We start from the raw sequence: 17,071 nt of genomic DNA, 5'->3' as shown, positions 1-17,071 counted from the left end.
TAACTGGATTCAAACGATACCCAGCAATTTCATGAACATGACGGCGAGGGCGCGGCCTCTGCGCCTGTCCGGCGGCGCAGCGCGCTCTTCGCCGATGACCTCATCGCCCAGCGCCAGCTGCCCGCTCTCGAAAACCGCCAGGACCTGCCTGGCGGCTGCCGCGTCCTCGCAGGCCACCTGCAGGCGCGCCCCGCCGGTGGCGACCGCCAGCAGCGAATACACCTGATTGATGCCGCCATCGAGGACAAACGCCGGTATCCTTTCAGATTCCAGCAAGGCCCTCATGACCTCCAGGTCGGAAGGCGTCATCGAGCGGGCAATCGTTTCGAAATCGCCTTGGCTATCTGCGCTGACTGTCATGCAGGCTCCCGGATCAGGTTAGGTTATTCGCAACACAACCTACTATAGCGCATTGCCGCCCAAAGAAAAACGCCCCGATCAACGGGGCGTTTTCATCATGCAGGCAAAACCAGGGTCTTACTTGGCGTTCACCAGTGCAACCGTGGTGTCCAGCATGCGGTTCGAGAAACCCCACTCATTGTCGTACCAGCTCGATACCTTCACCAGGCGGCCGGAAACCTTGGTCAGCGTGGCGTCGAAGTTGGAGGAGGCCGGATTGTGGTTGAAATCGACCGATACCAGCGGCTCGACGTTGTAAGTCAACAAGCCCTTCAGTGCGCCGTTTTCCGATGCATCTTTCATGATCGCGTTGACTTCGTCGACCGTGGTGTCGCGGGCGGCGACGAACGACAGGTCGACCAGCGAAACGTTGATGGTCGGCACGCGGATCGCGAAGCCGTCCAGCTTGCCGTTCAGTTCAGGCAGCACCAGGCCGACCGCTGCGGCAGCGCCGGTCTTGGCCGGGATCATGCTCATGGTGGCGGAACGGGCGCGGCGCAAGTCTTCGTGGTAGACGTCAGTCAGCACCTGGTCGTTGGTGTAGGAGTGAACGGTAGTCATCAGGCCGTTCAGCACGCCGATCTTGTCGTTCAGCGGCTTGACCAGCGGCGCCAGGCAGTTGGTGGTGCAGGAAGCGTTGGAGATCACAGTGTCGCTGGCTTTCAGCACGCCGTGGTTGACGCCGAACACGACAGTCGCGTCGACATCCTTGCCGCCCGGTGCGGAGATGATGACTTTCTTGGCGCCGCCCTTGATATGCGCGCTGGCCTTTTCCTTGGTGGTGAAGAAGCCGGTGCATTCCAGCACGACGTCGACGCCCAGCTCGCCCCATGGCAGTTCTGCCGGGTTACGCTGCGCCAATACCTTGATGCGGTCGCCGTTGACCACGATGAAATCGCCGTCGACCGTGACGGTGCCAGGGAACTTGCCGTGGGCAGTATCGTACTGGGTCAGGTGGGCATTGGTTTTCGAGTCGCCGAGGTCGTTGATGGCGACGATCTCGATGTCATGCTTTTTGCCGCCTTCGTAATGGGCGCGAAGGATGTTGCGGCCGATACGGCCATAGCCGTTGATGGCGACGCGGATAGTCATGGTTTTCTCCTAAGGTATTAACAATAACAATAAATTTGCTGCAACTTCATCACTAACGTTTCAACTGACCCTGATGGTGCGCCAGCCATAGCCGGCTTCCTGCAATTCCAATCCATCCCAGCTGAACGGCTGCTCGGCCAGCAGTTCGGCGCCGAGCATTTCGTAAAACTGGCGCGCCGGACGATTGTCCGCCAGCACCCATACCAGCATGTTGTCGGCGCCGGCGCTGGCCAGGGCTGCGGCCACGTGCGCCACCAGCTTGCGGCCGATGCCGGCGCGCTGCACCGACGGCTCCAGGTAGATCGCCGACAGCTCGGAGTCGAAGCCGAGCTTGGATTCAGCCAGCGTCATGCCGGCCGCGAAGCCCAGCACCTCGCCGTCGACCTCGGCCACGAAGACATTGGCGGCGTTCGAAGTCGCCGACAGGATGCGGCTCCAGATGGCCGTGCTTTCCTCGATCTTCATGCCGTCCAGATAGTCGTCCGGAATGATGCCGCGGTAAGTAGTGCGCCAGCTATCGATACGCACCGCCGCGATCACCCCCGCATCGGCGACGGTGGCGCGGCGGATGACGACATCGCCGACGATGTTGGCGATGTCCATCTTGCCGATCGCTCGTGCAGCTCTCAGATTCATGCCAGTACCAGCTTGGTCTTGGCCACGACGTTTTCAACGGTGAAGCCGAAGTGCTTGAACAGCACAGGCGCCGGAGCCGATTCGCCGAAGGTGTCGATGCCGACCACCGCGCCTTCCAGGCCGACATACTTGTGCCAGAACGCCGTCACGCCGGCTTCGATCGCCACGCGCGGCAAGCCGTGCTGCAGCACGCTGGCCTTGTAAGCGCCTTCCTGGCGGTCGAAGACGTCGGCGCAAGGCATCGACACCACGCGTACCGCGATGCCTTCCTGCGCCAGCGCTGCCGCCGATTGCATCGCCAGTTCGACTTCGGAACCGGTGGCGATCAGGATTGCCTTGGCGTCCGGCGCATCTTTCAGGATATAGGCGCCGCGCTGGATATTGGCGATCTGCGCCGCGTCGCGTTCCTGGTATTGCAGGTTCTGGCGCGAGAAAATCAGGGTGCTCGGGCCATGCTTGCGCTGCACCGCCTGCTGCCATGCCACGGCCGATTCAACCGTGTCGCATGGACGCCAGTTGTCCAGTTGCGGGATCAGGCGCAGGCTGGAAACATGTTCCACCGACTGGTGGGTCGGACCATCTTCGCCGAGGCCGATGGAGTCGTGGGTGAACACGAAGATCGAACGGATCTTCATCAGCGCCGCCATGCGCAGGGCATTGCGGCTGTAGTCGGAGAAGGTCAGGAAAGTGGCGCCGAACGGAATGTAGCCGCCATGCAAGGCCATGCCGTTCATCATCGCGCTCATGCCGAATTCGCGCACGCCGTAGTTGATGTGGTTGCCCGGCTGGTCAGCGCGCACTGCCACGCTTTCTTTCCAGTTGGTCAGGTTGGAACCGGTCAGGTCGGCCGAACCGCCGAGGAATTCAGGCAGCACCGGCGCCAGCGCCTGGATCGCGTTCTGGCTGGCCTTGCGGGTGGCGATGGTTTCTTTTTTCTCGACGCAGGTGGCAATGTATGCGCTCACTGTCTGTTCGAAATTGCCCGGCAGCTCGCCCTTCATGCGGCGGGTGAATTCGCTGGCTTGCTGCGGATGCGCGGCGGCATAGGCAGCAAACATGGCGTTCCAGTCGCCCTCGAATTGCTGGCCTTGCGGCTTGGCGTCCCATGCTGCGTAGACGTCAGCAGGGATTTCAAACGGCGCATAATTCCAGCCCAGCGCTTCGCGCACGGCGGCGATTTCCTTGTCGCCCAATGCCGCGCCGTGCACCTTGTCGGTGCCGGCCAGGTTAGGCGAACCCTTGCCGATCACGGTCTTGCAGCAGATCAGGGTCGGCTTGTCGGACAGCTTGGCTTGATGGATGGCGGCGCTGACGGCTTCCACATTGTGGCCGTCGACGGCGCGGATCACGTTCCAGCCGTAGGCTTCGAAACGCTTCGGGGTGTCGTCCTTGAACCAGCCTTCGACATGGCCATCGATCGAGATACCGTTATCATCGTACAGCGCGATCAGCTTCGACAGGCGCAGCGTGCCGGCCAGCGAGCAGGCTTCGTGCGAGATGCCCTCCATCAGGCAGCCGTCGCCGACAAAGGTGTAAGTGTGGTGATCGACGATCGCCAGTTCGCCGCGGTTGAATTCCGCCGCCAGCAGCTTTTCCGCCAGCGCCATGCCGACCGCATTGGTCAAACCCTGGCCCAGCGGGCCGGTAGTGGTTTCAATCCCCGGCGTGACATCGACTTCAGGATGGCCAGGCGTCTTTGAATGCATCTGACGGAAATTGCGCAGCTCGTCCATCGGCAGATCGTAGCCGGTGAGGTGCAGCAAGGCATATTGCAGCATCGATCCATGGCCGTTCGACAAGACAAAACGGTCGCGGTTGAACCAGTGCGGATTGCTTGGGTTGTGACGGTAGTGCTTGGCCCACAAGGCGACTGCGATTTCCGCCATGCCCATCGGCATGCCGGGATGGCCCGAATTAGCTTTTTGTACAGCGTCCATTGCCAGTGCGCGGATTGCATTGGCCATCTTGGTAGTCGGGAGAGTGGAAGTCATGGTGTGAGCGGGTAGGCAATGGTTGAAAATTGGTTGGCGGGCAAAATTCGGTCATCCGGGGCAGCGGGTGTCGGCACCGGCTGCCAGAACAGCCACAAAGGCCGATATTTTACCAAAATGCGGTCGATACCGGTTCAAATCCGCGCATTTCTCCCCTTCCGAGGCAGTAAAATGCTGCCGCAACGCCGTGGGCAAGCAAGCGCATCCGATGCGGATTGGACGACTGAATTATCAATCCGATATCGATTTTATCCCTCCAGGCCTCCTTTTTTACTGAACAGACCATGCAAGGTTTACATCTGACGGCAGATTGCTACGACTGCCGCTGCGCTCCGGGCTTGCTGCTCGATCCGGCGCTATTGCGGGAATTTGTGCTGGCGCAGACCCGGCGCTCCGGCCTCACCATCGTCGGTGAAAAATTTCATCCCTTCCAGGCCGCCGACGGCAGCGCCGCAGGCGTCACCTGCGCCCTGCTGCTGGCCGAGTCGCACCTGGCGGTGCATACCTGGCCGGAACGCCAGGCGGTGACGCTGGATGTATATGTCTGCAATTTCACGGAAGACAACAGCGCCAAGGCCAGCGCCTTGCTGGAAGCGCTGATCGCCGGCTTCGCCGCGACGCAGCGGCAAACCCAGCGCCTGCAGCGCGGCAACGGCGCCAGCGGCCAGACCCTGGCGCTGGAACAGCTGACGCCGCATACCGCCTACGGCACCAGCCTGGCGCCGCCGCTGGCGCAAACCCGATCGCCGTTCCAACGCATTGAGATCGCCGACTCCGCCGAATTCGGCAAGGTGATGCGGCTGGACGGCGCTTTCATGACCTCCGAGCGCGACGAGTTCTTCTACCATGAATGCCTGGTGCATCCGGCCGCGCTCAGCCATCCGCATCCGCGGCGCGCGCTGATTGTCGGCGGCGGCGACGGCGGCAGCAGCGAGGAGCTGCTCAAGCACCCGTCGATCGAACACATCACGCTCTGCGAAATCGATCCGCTAGTGATTCAGCTGGCGCGCACGCATCTGCAGCAGATCCATCATGGCGCCCTGGACGATCCGCGGGTACAGCATGTCGCGCTGGATGGCTTCGCTTTTGTCAAAGAAGCGGCGCAAGCGCAAGTCGCCGATCAGCTCTATGACTTGATCCTGCTGGACCTGACCGATCCGCAGGCAGCCGACGGCAGCACGCTGGCGGCAGACTGCTATACCCGGGAATTCCTGCAAGCCTGCCGCGCTGTGCTTGCTCCCGGCGGCGCGTTGGTGATGCATCTCGGCAGTCCCTTCCATCATCCACAACGCTTCAGCCAGTTGCGCCAGCGTCTCGGCGATGTCTTCCGGCATGTCAGCCCTTACACCGTCTATGTGCCGCTGTACGGCGCACTATGGGGCATGGCGGTGGCCAGCGATACGCTCGATCCGCGGCAACTGGAGAGCCAGGAAATCGCCATCCGCCTGCAAGACAGGGCGCTGGCCGATCTGCAGTATTACAACGAAAATGTCCACCAAGCACTATTCGCCCTGCCCAATTTCGTGCAAAATCTGGGCGCTTAGCTTGTTGCTGGATTTTCATCGTTGTCTTTATGGGGAACGTCTTGCCTACCATCGGTCTTATGAAGCAAACCCTGGAAACCGCCGCGCTGTCGTCCAGAAAGAGCCGCGCCGTACCGCTGGTGCTGGCGGCGTCGACCTTGCTGGCAGGCTGCGGTCCGCGCCAGGCGCGCGATGAATATGCCAGCCAGGAAGACTGCAAAAAGGACTGGGGACGGCCCGAGCTGTGCCAGCCGGCGCCCGGCGGCAGCTCCAGCGGCGGCCATGGCGGCGCTTACTTCGGCCGCTATTACGGTCCCAGCTACGATGAAGGCGAACGCGCCAGCGCGCAACGCAGCGCCCGCAGCGGCGGCAACAGTTTCGGCCTGGCCGGCGGCAGCGGCGAGAGCAACCACTCGGTGGCCCGCAGCGTGTCGCGCGGCGGCTTTGGCGGCGTCCACATTTCCTCGGCCGGCGGTTAAGTATGATCCGCGAAAGCCTGACGCCGCGCGCCAACTGGCAGGAGCAGTTCGAAGCGCTAGGCTTCACCTACCATTCGATCGACGATCTGTATTGGGATGAGCGCTATGCCTACCGCTTTACCGCTGCGCAGATCGATACCCTGGAAGACGCCACCAGCGAATTGCACCAGATGGCGCTGCAGGCCGTGGAACACGTGATCGCCAAGGAACGCCTGGAGCAGTTCGCCATTCCGCAACCGTTCTGGGCGCTGGTGGAAGAAAGCTGGCGCGACAAAGAGTTCTCGCTGTACGGCCGCTTCGATCTTTCCTGGAATGGCCAGGGCGCGCCGAAGATGCTGGAATATAACGCCGATACGCCGACCGGCCTGGTGGAGTCCAGCGTAGCGCAGTGGTACTGGCTGCAGGACGTGCTGCCGCAGGCAGACCAGTTCAACTCGCTGCACGAAAAACTGATCGCCCAGTGGCAAACCCTGGCCAGCCGCCATCAATGCAAAGGCCTGCTGCACTTCGCCTGCATCGGCGGCCATGAAGAAGACGAAGGCAACCTGGCCTATCTGCGCGATACCGCGATCCAGGCCGGCTTCGCCACCAAGCAGCTGGCGATAGAAAACATCGGCTGGGACGAGCGGCACGCAGAATTCGTCGACGACCACGACATCAAGATCGACAACCTGTTCAAGCTGTACCCCTGGGAATGGCTGTGCCGCGAAGCGTTTGCCGAGCATCTGCTGGCGCGGCCGCTGCGCCTGGTGGAGCCGGCCTGGAAGATGGTGCTGTCGAACAAGGCCATCCTGCCGGTGCTGTGGGAACTGTTTCCCGGCCATCCCAACCTGCTGCCGGCGTTTTTCGATGCCTGGCGCATCAGCGGCGATTTCGTCAAGAAGCCGCTGTATTCGCGCGAAGGCGAAAACATCACGATCTATGCCGGCGGCGAAGTCCACCATCAGCCCGGACAGTACGGCGCCGAAGGCTATGTCTACCAGGCGTTCGCGCCGCAGCCGAAATTCGACGACGGCATTACGCCGGCCTATGCCTCGATCGGATCGTGGGTGGTGGGAGACGCGCCGGCCGGCATCGGCATCCGTGAAGACGTCTCGCTGATCACCAAGGACACCAGCCGCTTCATCCCGCACTATTTTGTTGATTGAACGCCAGACCAAGCACCAATCTGCCTTCAGAGTCATACAGCGCAGCCAACCTCGTTACAAGGAGCATCGATCCCATGAGCCTCGCCTTCCTCCCCGCCGGCCTGCCGGCCTTCCTGTCCCACTTCGGCCTGGCGCTGCTGCTGGTCGGCGTGTTCTTCGTGGTGTATATTTTCATGACGCCCTATCATGAACTGGCCCTGATCCGCGCCGGCAACAACGCGGCTGCGGCCAGCCTGGCAGGCGCCCTGCTCGGCTATATCGCGGCCCTGGCTTCGGCCATTTCAAACAGCGTCAGCCTGCTCGACATGCTGGTGTGGGGCGTGGTGGCGATGGTGGTGCAGCTGCTGGCGTTCCTGATCGTCAGGCTGCTGCTGCCGACGCTGGTGGCGGATATTCCTGAAAACAAGATCGCATCCGGCCTCTTTCTTGGTACAGTCAGCCTGGGGCTGGGCATGCTGAATGCCGCCTGCATGACCTATTAACCAAAAATCCATTTCCTACATGCCTCGTTTCTACGTCTCAAGTCCACTCGAAATCGGCCAGGTGCTGGCCCTGCCCGACGCCGTCGCCCATCACCTGCTGGTGCTGCGCCTCGGGCAGGCTGCGCCTATCACGCTGTTCAACGGCGAAGGCGGCGAGTACACCGCAACCATCAGCAGCATCGAAAAAAAGCGCGTCAGCGCTGAAATCAAGACTTTCTCGCCGCGCGAAGTGGAACTGCCTTATGCAATTACGCTGGCGCAGGCGCTGCCGGAATCGTCGAAGCTGGACTGGATCATCGAAAAGGCGGTCGAACTGGGCGTCGCGGCGATCCAGCCGCTGGCGGCACAGCGTTGCGTGGTCCGGCTGAACAGCGAACGAGCCGAGAAAAAGCAAAGCCACTGGCAGGCCGTGATTGTCGCCGCCGCCGAGCAGAGCGGGCGCAACCGCATGCCCAGCCTGGCCACCCTCAGCCCGTTCAACGACTGGGTCCAGCAGCAGGATCTGCACAAGCGCATCCTGCTCTCGCCCCGCGGCGAACAATCGCTGTCCGACTGGGCGCGCCACCAGCCGCCGCAGGCGCTGGCGCTGCTGATCGGTCCGGAAGGCGGTTTTACCGAAGCGGAAGAGAACCTGGCCTGCAGCCAGGGCGCGCTGATGTTGTCGATGGGACCACGGATCCTGCGTACTGAAACGGCCGGGCTGGCGGCGCTGGCGGCGATCAATGCGATCTGGGGTGAAATGTAGGGCGCGCCATCACAGCTTTCCTATGGTTGCTGCAAATTGATCTAAGCAAAAATGGAAACTCTGGCTAGAATGAGAGCGGATGCCAAGACACAATCGTTTTCAGTTGTGCAACTACTCAAACTGCCTGCCTCGTTGTAGTATCGGTCTGCTTATTTGCTTTGTAGCTAGCTTGCGTTTTCCGCAAGATAGAAATCAGCCTTGATGGCTTATCGCATTATTTACTCTGGAGAATATTATGGGACTATTGGATTCGTTAGGCGGCATTCTCGGTGGCGGCCAGCAGCAATCGAATGATCCGAAAGCCATGTTGATCGCGGCTGCAGTGCCACTGCTGCTCAAAGCGCTGCAAAGCGGCGGTGCGGGCACGGGCCAGGCTGGCGGCGCTGGCGGCGGCCTCCTCAGCGCATTCGAAGGCGCGGGCCTGGGCTCGGTCGTGCAGTCATGGATCGGCAACGGCCAGAACCAGGCGATTTCGCCGGACCAGGTGCAACAGGCGCTGGGCGGCGGGCACCTGCAGGAACTGGCGGCGGCAGCCGGCATTTCCCCAAGCGAAGCAGCCGGCCACCTGTCGGAAATCCTGCCTGGCCTGGTCGACAAGCTGACGCCGAACGGCCAGGCTCCGGCAGCCGGCGGCAGCCTGGACCTGGGTGGCTTGCTGGGTGGACTGCTGGGCGGCAACAAGCAGGCCTGATCTGGCCGAAAGCTTGGCCGCTTGATAAAAATCGCTCTTCGGGGCGATTTTTTTATGGGCCGCTAGAATGTAAGCTTGCGGCTTATCGCGGCGCCAAACAGCCAGCGATGAAAAAAGTAGGTTTTTAGCAATTTTAATTCGCGCAATCGGACCAAGATCATCTTCCTGGCAGGGGCTAGGCCCCGAAAGCATTTATAATCCAAGGTTTTGCAACAAATATTCCGGTCACTTCAATGAAGGTATTTCGCGGACTTCCCAACGCCGAATCGCGCGCGCCTTGCGCGCTCACTATCGGCAACTTCGATGGCGTTCATCGCGGCCATCAAGTGCTGCTCGCGCACGTCCGCAAGGCGGCCACCGAACTGGGGCTGGATGCGGCGGTAATGACGTTCGAGCCGCACCCGCGCGAATTCTTTGCGCAGCGCACCGGCCAGCCGGGCAATATGCCGACCCGCGTCGCCAACCTGCGCGACAAGCTGCAATCGCTGTCGCAGGCCGGCATCGACCGCGTGATCGTGGAGCATTTCAATGCCAGCTTCGCCGCCATGTCGCCGCAGGACTTTATCGAAAAAGTACTGGTCGAAGGCTTGCACGTGAAATGGCTGATGGTGGGTGAAGATTTCTGCTTTGGATCGCGCCGCGCCGGCAATATCGCTACCCTGGTGGAAGCCGGCAAGAAATACGGTTTCCATGTCGAGACCTTGCCGACCGTGATGAACCAGGGCGCGCGGGTCTCTTCATCCGCGGTGCGCGCCGCGCTGGCAGCCGGCGATTTCAGCCACGCGCGGGCGCTGCTGGGCCATCCATATGCAATTTCGGGTCACGTGGTGCATGGCAAGAAGCTCGGCCGCAGCATCGGCTTCCCTACCCTGAACCTGCGCGTCAGCCACAAGCTGCCGGCGCTGTCGGGGATTTTCGTGGTGAAAGTGCATGGCCTGGCAGAACAGCCTTTGCCGGCCGTCGCCAGCATCGGCGTGCGGCCTACCGTGGACGACAGCGGCCGGGTGCTGCTGGAGAGCTATCTGCTCGACTTCAGCGGCGATTGCTACGGCAAGCTGATCCAGGTCGAATTCCTGCAGAAGCTGCGCGATGAAGAAAAATACGTCGACCTGCTCACCCTGACGGCGGCGATCGAGCGCGACGTCGACAATGCGCGGGCGTATTTCCGCCAGCACGACAGCGTGCCTTCGCGTGCGCCGACCGCGGCTACCGATCGAATTTGACGCTGTTGCTTTCACTGCTTGCGTTATGCCTGCCGACAGCAGGCTCCACTGAATTCCATTAAAGAAAATTATGTCCGATCAGACCAGCAAACCAGAAAACACCATGGCGGCCAAGCCAGTCAAGCAGACTAAGCCGCAAAGCAAATACCCCGTCAACATGACCGAGACGCCATTCCCCATGCGCGGCGATCTCGCCAAGCGCGAGCCGCAATGGGTCAAGCAATGGCAGGAAAAGAAAGTCTACGAACGGATCCGCAAGGCTTCCAAGGGCCGCCCGAAATTCATCCTGCATGACGGTCCGCCTTATGCCAACGGCGAGATCCACCTGGGCCACGCCGTCAACAAGATCCTCAAGGACATGATCGTCAAGGCCCGCAACATGGCCGGTTTCGACGCGCCTTATGTGCCGGGCTGGGATTGCCATGGCATGCCGATCGAAATCCAGATCGAAAAGAAGTACGGCAAGAACTTGCCGGTGGCGGAAGTACAGTCGAAGGCGCGCGCCTATGCCAACGAACAGATCGACCTGCAGCGCAAAGACTTCATCCGTCTCGGCGTGCTGGGCGAATGGGACAACCCGTACCTGACCATGGCCTACGGCAATGAAGCTGATGAATTGCGCGCGCTCGGCGCCATCCTGGAAAAAGGCTATGTGTACCGCGGCCTGAAGCCGGTCAACTGGTGCTTCGACTGCGGCTCTGCCCTGGCGGAAGCGGAAGTGGAATACCAGGACAAGCGCGATCCCTCTATCGATGTCGGCTTCCCGTTCGCCGAGCCGGAAAAACTGGCTGCCGCCTTCGGCCTGCCGGCGCTGCCGACCGATAAAGGCTATGTGGTGATCTGGACCACGACGCCATGGACCATCCCGTCCAACCAGGCGCTCAACGTCCATCCGGAAGTCGACTACGCGCTGGTGCAGACCGCGCGCAACGGCGAGCCGCTGCTGCTGATCCTGGCGCAAGACCTGGCGGCGGATTCGCTGCAGCGTTTCGGCCTCGAAGGCAGCGTGATCGCCAGCTGCAAGGGCGAGGCCCTGTCGCTGATCAATTTCAAGCACCCGCTGGCCGCCGCCGATCCAGGCTACGACCGCCTGTCGCCGGTCTACCTGGGCGACTACGTGACGACCGACAGCGGCACCGGCATCGTGCACTCGGCGCCGGCCTACGGCATCGAAGACTTTATCTCCTGCAAAGCGCACGGCATGAAGGACGACGACATCATCAGCCCCGTCATGGCCGATGGCAAGTTTGCGTCCTGGCTGCCGTTCTTTGCCGGCATGACCATCTGGGAAGCGTCGAAGCCGATCTGCAACAAGCTGGAAGAAGCCGGCGCGCTGTTCAAGCTGGTCATGTTCGATCACAGCTACATGCATTGCTGGCGTCACAAGTCGCCGATCATCTATCGCGCAACTTCGCAGTGGTTCGCCAGCATGGACAACCTGCCGAAGGATGGCCACGGCAGCCTGCGCGCCACCGCGCTGCAAGCGATCGACGAAACCGCATTCTTCCCGAGCTGGGGCAAGGCGCGCCTGCACGGCATGATCGCCAACCGGCCCGACTGGACCTTGTCGCGCCAGCGCCAGTGGGGCGTGCCGATGGCATTCTTCGTGCACAAGGAAAGCGGCCAGCTGCATCCGCGCACGCCGGAACTGCTGGAGCAGATCGCCCAGCGCATCGAACAGCACGGCATCGAAGCATGGCAGGCGCTGGATCCCAAGGAATTGCTGGGCGACGACGCCGACAATTACGTCAAGAACAAGGACACGCTGGACGTCTGGTTCGACTCCGGTTCGACCCACCAGACCGTGCTGCGCGGCTCGCACGCCAGCCAGCTGCAGTTCCCGGCCGACCTCTACCTGGAAGGTTCGGACCAGCATCGCGGCTGGTTCCATTCGTCCTTGCTCACTTCAGCCATGCTGAACGGCCGCGCACCCTACAACGCCTTGCTGACGCACGGCTTCGTGGTCGATGGCGAAGGCCGCAAGATGTCGAAATCGCTGAAGAACGGCGTCGAGCCGCAAAAGGTGGCCGACTCGCTGGGTGCGGAAATCCTGCGCCTGTGGGTAGCCTCCAGCGATTATTCCGGCGAAATCACCATCTCCGAAGAGATCTTGAAGCGCGTGACGGAATCGTATCGCCGCATCCGCAACACCCTGCGCTTCCTGTTGGCGAACACCTCGGACTTCAATCCGGCGACCGACGCCGTGCCGATCGCCGAGCTGCTGGAAATCGACCGCTACGCAATCGCCAGCATGGCCCAACTGCAGGCCGACATCCTGAATCATTACGAGACCTACGAATTCCATCCGGTGATCTCCAAGCTGCAGATGTACTGCTCGGAAGACCTGGGCGGCTTCTACCTGGATATCCTGAAGGACCGCCTGTACACCAGCGGCGTCAGCTCGACGGCAAGGCGTTCGGCGCAAACCGCGATCTGGCATATCACCCAGGCGCTGTTGCGGGTGATGGCGCCGACGCTGTCGTTCACCGCGGAAGAAGCCTGGTCCTTCTTCGCCAGTCAGGAAGCGTTTGCCGCCAGCGATGAAACCATTTTCACGCAGACTTATTACACGCTGCCGGAAATCGATGGCGCCGCGGCCCTGATCGAAAAATTCAATGCCGTGCGCGCGGTGCGTGCCGACGTCACCAAGCAGCTGGAAGAAGTGCGGGTCGCCGGCGGCATCGGTTCTTCCTTGCAGGCGGAAGTCGAGATCAAGGCCGCGGCGGCCAAGTACGCGCTGCTGGACAGCCTCGGCGACGATCTCAAGTTTGTGCTGATCACTTCCAGCGCCAGCGTGTCGGAAGTGGCGAGCGAAGCGGAAGAAGCGATCCTGGTGACGCCGTCGACCCAGCAGAAATGCGAACGTTGCTGGCACTACCGGGCCGATGTCGGCAGCCACCCGGAACACGCGGGCCTGTGCGGACGCTGCGTCGCCAATCTGTTTGACAAGGGCGAGCAGCGGCATGTTGCCTGAGCCATTGATTGGCTAGCCGATTGAATCAATCCTGCGCGGCTCGCTGCGATCGCCCTGCGATCCTGTGAGCTGCGCATCTTACCGCCACACTGCTGAGAACTGACAAATCCCCTATGGCCACCAAAAAGCGCTCTTCCCCTATCTCTACCACCTCCTCGAAATACGGCCTGGCGCCATGGCTGGCGATCGCCGCGCTGGTGCTGGTGCTCGATCAGCTGACCAAGATCACCATCGTACGCCTGTTCAGCTATGGCGAATCGCTGCCCGTCACGTCCTTCTTCAACCTGGTGCTGGTGTATAACAAGGGCGCCGCCTTCAGTTTCCTGTCGACCGAATCCGGCTGGCAGCGCTACCTGTTCACCGCGCTCGGCATCGCAGCGGCATTGTTCATCACTTTCTTGCTGAAACGGCATGCCGGCCAGCGCATGTTCTGCACCGCGCTGGCGCTGATCCTGGGCGGCGCTATCGGCAATGTGATCGATCGCATCGCTTACGGCCACGTGATCGATTTTCTCGACATCTACGTGCGTAACTGGCACTGGCCGGCTTTCAATATCGCCGATAGCGCGATCTGCGTCGGTGCGGTATTGTTCGTCATTGACGAATTGCGCCGCGTAAACAAATAAGCGAGCAAGTAAATAAGCAAATAAATAAGCAAGTAAGCAGATAATTGACGCATTACTCCAGGAGCTGACATGGATCTCGCTGGCAAAAAAATCGTGCTGGGACTTACCGGCGGCATCGCCTGCTACAAGGCGGCGGAATTCACGCGGGCGCTGATCAAGGCCGGCGCCTCGGTGCAAGTAGTGATGACAGCGGCGGCAACGCACTTCATCACCCCCGTCACCATGCAGGGCCTGTCCGGCAAGACGGTGTTTACCGATCAGTGGGATGCCCGCATCGGCAACAACATGCCGCATATCGACTTGACCCGCGACGCCGACGCCATCGTCATCGCGCCCTGCTCCGCCGATTTCATTTTCAAGCTGGCGCACGGCGCTTGCGACGACCTGTTGTCGACTTTGTGCGTCGCCCGTCCCGCCACCGTACCGCTGCTGGCGGCGCCGGCCATGAACGTTGAAATGTGGCAGAACCCGGCCACCCAGCGCAACCTGACGCAACTGCAGGCGGACGGCATTCAGCTGCTCGGTCCCGACGCCGGTGAACAGGCTTGCGGCGAAGTCGGCATGGGCCGCATGCTGGAAGCCGATCAATTGCTGGAAGAAGTGATCGCCTCATTCCAACCGAAGCTGCTCAAAGGCAAGCGCGTGCTGGTCACCGCCGGTCCGACTTTCGAGCCGATCGATCCGGTGCGCGGCATCACCAACCTGTCCTCCGGAAAAATGGGTTATGCGGTAGCGCGCGCGGCTTACGAGGCCGGCGCCGAAGTAACCCTGGTGTCCGGTCCGACCGCGCTGACGACGCCGTATGGCGTACGCCGCATCAGCATCCAGACCGCGCAGCAGATGCACGATATCGTGATGGCGCAAATGGCGGCGCATGGCGGCACCGATATTTTCGTCGCCGTGGCGGCGGTGGCGGACTGGCGCGTAGCCAATGCCAGCAGCCAGAAACTGAAGAAGAATGCCGACGGCAGCGCCCCGCAACTGGTGTTCGAGCAAAACCCCGATATTCTGGCAACAGTTGCGGCGCTGCCAAAAGCGCCGTACTGTGTCGGTTTTGCCGCCGAATCGGAGAACCTGCTGCAATATGGCGAAGCCAAGCGCATTCGCAAAAATGTGCCGCTGCTGGTCGGGAATATCGGCCATGACACATTTGGCAAGGACGATAATCAACTAGTATTGTTTGACGCCGGCGGCCACACCGAGTTAGCGCGCGCCGGCAAGCAGGAACTGGCGCGCCAGCTGATCGCCGCCATCGCCGCCCGTCTCGGCAAATAGAATTGCCAGGCAACTTTAGCATCCGTGCGGCGCCGCCCGTTTGACCATCGGCGCCGCGCATCGAAAACCAGAATCGGCTTCACATGCAGACACCTGACGGGAATGTTCCTGTCCTGCATTTCCATTTGTTTAGCTTATCGTTTCATTTTCACCTTACAGATTGTTACCAAATTCAATGAACATCATCGACGTCAAAATTCTCGACCCACGCATGCAAGATCAGCTGCCGGCCTACGCTACCGAAGGCAGCGCGGGCCTTGACCTGCGCGCCTGCCTGGACGCCCCGCTGACGATCAAGCCCGGCGAGACCCATCTGATTCCGACCGGCCTGGCGATTCACATCGGCGATCCTGCCTATGCCGCCATGATCCTGCCGCGCAGCGGCCTCGGCCACAAACATGGCATCGTGCTGGGGAACCTGGTGGGCTTGATCGACTCTGATTACCAGGGTCAGCTGATGGTATCCACCTGGAACCGCGGACAGACCGAATTTACCCTTAATCCCATGGAACGGCTGGCGCAGCTGGTGATTGTGCCGGTAGCACGTGCCCGTTTTAATGTCGTAGCAGATTTCGAGAGCAGCGAACGCGGCGCAGGCGGCTTCGGCAGCACTGGAAAACATTGATGGAGAAATTAATGAGATTGACGAACGCTCCCGCATGGCATGGCCTCAAGCGCTATGCCGCGGTGACCTTGCCGCTGGTGTTGCTGGCGGCCTGCGCCACTACCGATACCACTCCTCCGGGGACAGTAAAGCCGGTAACGCCGGTGGCCCCCCAGCCGGTTGCAGTCACCGTGCCGCCGCAACAGGCTGAGCTGAAAACCCTGATCGGCCTGCAGGACCGCCTGTATGACGTCGCCGCTCCCCTGCTGGTGAATAACGCCATGCTGTGCCGGAACAACGCGCGCAACCTGCTGGGCTTCACTGCAAAAACCAAATACTCCTTTACCGCGGAATTCATCGCCGCCGCCGCTTCCCTCGGCTTGACCGATCAATTGCAGATCACCGGCGTGCTGGCCGGCAGCGGCGCCGCCAAGGTCGGCCTGCAGCGCGGCGACCTGCTGGTGTCAATCCAGGACAAGCCGGTGCCGGCAGGCGCCGATGCGGAACGCCAGACTGCGCTGATGCTCGGCCCGCTGGTCAACGGCCGCAACACCATCAAGGTCACCGTCGCCCGCAACGGCAGCAACCAGACCATGAACGTGCCGCTGACCCGCGCCTGCGCCTTCGGCATCGAGCTCGGCAACACCGATAATGTGATCAGCTATGCCGACGGCCGCCGCGTGCTGGTCAGCGCCGGCATGATGAAATTCACGCAAAGCGATGATGAACTGGCGCTGGTGATCGCCAAGGAAATGGCGCACAACTCGCTGACCCATCCTTCGCGCCAGCGCAACACGGCGACCATGACCGGCGTGATCGACAACCTGATCCGCCTGCGGCCCGACACTACCTCGCTGAGCGGCGCGGCCGGCGTCAAGCCTTATCCGCAGCAGCTCGATGCGGCGGCCGACAAACTGTCGCTCTACATGGCGGCGCGCGCCGGCTACAAGGTCGACAACGCGTCGTCCTTCTGGCAACGGCTGGCGACGCAGTATCCAGCCACGGTCCTGAACGGCTATACCGCGATCCACCCCGCCACGGACTATCGCATCAGCGCCATCCAGCAAACCGTCTCGGATATCCAGGCAAAGCAGGCAGCGGGCAGCGCCATACAGCCGTAAGCGAGACTGCGGCCCGGCGATAAAAAAGCCTGGATCACATAAGTGATCCAGGCTTTTTGCTT

16 protein-coding genes are annotated in these 17,071 nt (G+C 61.4%); 12 read left to right on the top strand and 4 right to left on the bottom strand.

From position 1 onward, the window contains the following. Positions 1-9: 9 nt before the first annotated feature. The 4 genes from KHU30_RS18615 to tkt form a co-directional block, all read right to left on the bottom strand. Positions 10-360: a DUF2007 domain-containing protein gene (locus KHU30_RS18615; RefSeq protein ID WP_211444107.1), complete on the bottom strand. Its 351-nt coding sequence runs from the start codon at positions 358-360 to the stop codon at positions 10-12. Positions 361-477: 117 nt separating this feature from the next. Next, the gene (gene gap, locus KHU30_RS18610; RefSeq protein ID WP_211444106.1) at positions 478-1,491 is read right to left on the bottom strand and encodes a type I glyceraldehyde-3-phosphate dehydrogenase; all 1,014 of its coding nucleotides are present in this window, start codon (positions 1,489-1,491) and stop codon (positions 478-480) included. A gap of 60 nt (positions 1,492-1,551) precedes the next feature. After that, on the bottom strand, positions 1,552-2,127 hold the full coding sequence (locus KHU30_RS18605) for a GNAT family N-acetyltransferase (RefSeq protein ID WP_211444105.1): 576 nt from the start codon (positions 2,125-2,127) through the stop codon (positions 1,552-1,554). Then, complete coding sequence (gene tkt / locus KHU30_RS18600) at positions 2,124-4,118, bottom strand: transketolase (protein WP_211444104.1); 1,995 nt, start codon at positions 4,116-4,118, stop codon at positions 2,124-2,126. The genes KHU30_RS18605 and tkt overlap by 4 nt, the downstream gene beginning before the upstream one ends. A gap of 284 nt (positions 4,119-4,402) precedes the next feature. On the opposite strand from tkt, the gene speE reads away from it, so the two are divergent. The 12 genes from speE (at position 4,403) to KHU30_RS18540 (ending at position 17,009) form a co-directional block, all read left to right on the top strand. After that, on the top strand, positions 4,403-5,662 hold the full coding sequence (gene speE, locus KHU30_RS18595; protein WP_211444103.1) for a polyamine aminopropyltransferase: 1,260 nt from the start codon (positions 4,403-4,405) through the stop codon (positions 5,660-5,662). A 59-nt stretch (positions 5,663-5,721) separates the two neighbouring features. Further along, positions 5,722-6,120: a hypothetical protein gene (locus KHU30_RS18590; protein ID WP_211444102.1), complete on the top strand. Its 399-nt coding sequence runs from the start codon at positions 5,722-5,724 to the stop codon at positions 6,118-6,120. A gap of 2 nt (positions 6,121-6,122) precedes the next feature. Beyond that, positions 6,123-7,268 carry a glutathionylspermidine synthase family protein gene (locus KHU30_RS18585; RefSeq protein ID WP_211444101.1) on the top strand — a complete coding sequence of 382 codons (1,146 nt, stop codon included), beginning with the start codon at positions 6,123-6,125 and terminating at the stop codon, positions 7,266-7,268. A gap of 74 nt (positions 7,269-7,342) precedes the next feature. Continuing rightward, positions 7,343-7,750 (top strand): DUF350 domain-containing protein, encoded by a 408-nt coding sequence (locus KHU30_RS18580; protein ID WP_211444100.1) that lies wholly within the window; start codon positions 7,343-7,345, stop codon positions 7,748-7,750. Positions 7,751-7,769: 19 nt separating this feature from the next. Next, on the top strand, positions 7,770-8,495 hold the full coding sequence (locus tag KHU30_RS18575; RefSeq protein ID WP_211444099.1) for a 16S rRNA (uracil(1498)-N(3))-methyltransferase: 726 nt from the start codon (positions 7,770-7,772) through the stop codon (positions 8,493-8,495). A gap of 235 nt (positions 8,496-8,730) precedes the next feature. Further along, on the top strand, positions 8,731-9,186 hold the full coding sequence (locus tag KHU30_RS18570) for a YidB family protein (RefSeq protein ID WP_211444098.1): 456 nt from the start codon (positions 8,731-8,733) through the stop codon (positions 9,184-9,186). Positions 9,187-9,419: 233 nt separating this feature from the next. Then, a complete protein-coding gene (locus tag KHU30_RS18565) occupies positions 9,420-10,409 on the top strand; it encodes a bifunctional riboflavin kinase/FAD synthetase (protein WP_211444097.1) in 990 nt (329 codons plus the stop codon). A gap of 70 nt (positions 10,410-10,479) precedes the next feature. Next, complete coding sequence (ileS, locus tag KHU30_RS18560; RefSeq protein ID WP_407928104.1) at positions 10,480-13,383, top strand: isoleucine--tRNA ligase; 2,904 nt, start codon at positions 10,480-10,482, stop codon at positions 13,381-13,383. Between the two features lie 113 nt (positions 13,384-13,496). After that, a complete protein-coding gene (lspA, locus tag KHU30_RS18555; protein ID WP_211444096.1) occupies positions 13,497-14,009 on the top strand; it encodes a signal peptidase II in 513 nt (170 codons plus the stop codon). Between the two features lie 69 nt (positions 14,010-14,078). Beyond that, the gene (gene coaBC / locus KHU30_RS18550) at positions 14,079-15,284 is read left to right on the top strand and encodes a bifunctional phosphopantothenoylcysteine decarboxylase/phosphopantothenate--cysteine ligase CoaBC (RefSeq protein WP_211444095.1); all 1,206 of its coding nucleotides are present in this window, start codon (positions 14,079-14,081) and stop codon (positions 15,282-15,284) included. Positions 15,285-15,459: 175 nt separating this feature from the next. Continuing rightward, complete coding sequence (gene dut, locus KHU30_RS18545; RefSeq protein WP_211444094.1) at positions 15,460-15,909, top strand: dUTP diphosphatase; 450 nt, start codon at positions 15,460-15,462, stop codon at positions 15,907-15,909. 11 nt (positions 15,910-15,920) lie between these two features. Next, entirely contained in the window at positions 15,921-17,009 is a 1,089-nt protein-coding gene (locus KHU30_RS18540) for a M48 family metallopeptidase (protein WP_230427456.1), read from the top strand. Positions 17,010-17,071: the final 62 nt, after the last annotated feature.

It is taken from the genome of Collimonas humicola (assembly GCF_018304945.1).
Taxonomy (GTDB): Bacteria; Pseudomonadota; Gammaproteobacteria; order Burkholderiales; family Burkholderiaceae_D; genus Collimonas; species Collimonas humicola.
Note: the sequence above shows the minus strand (reverse complement) of the source record. Positions and strands in the feature narration are given on the sequence as shown.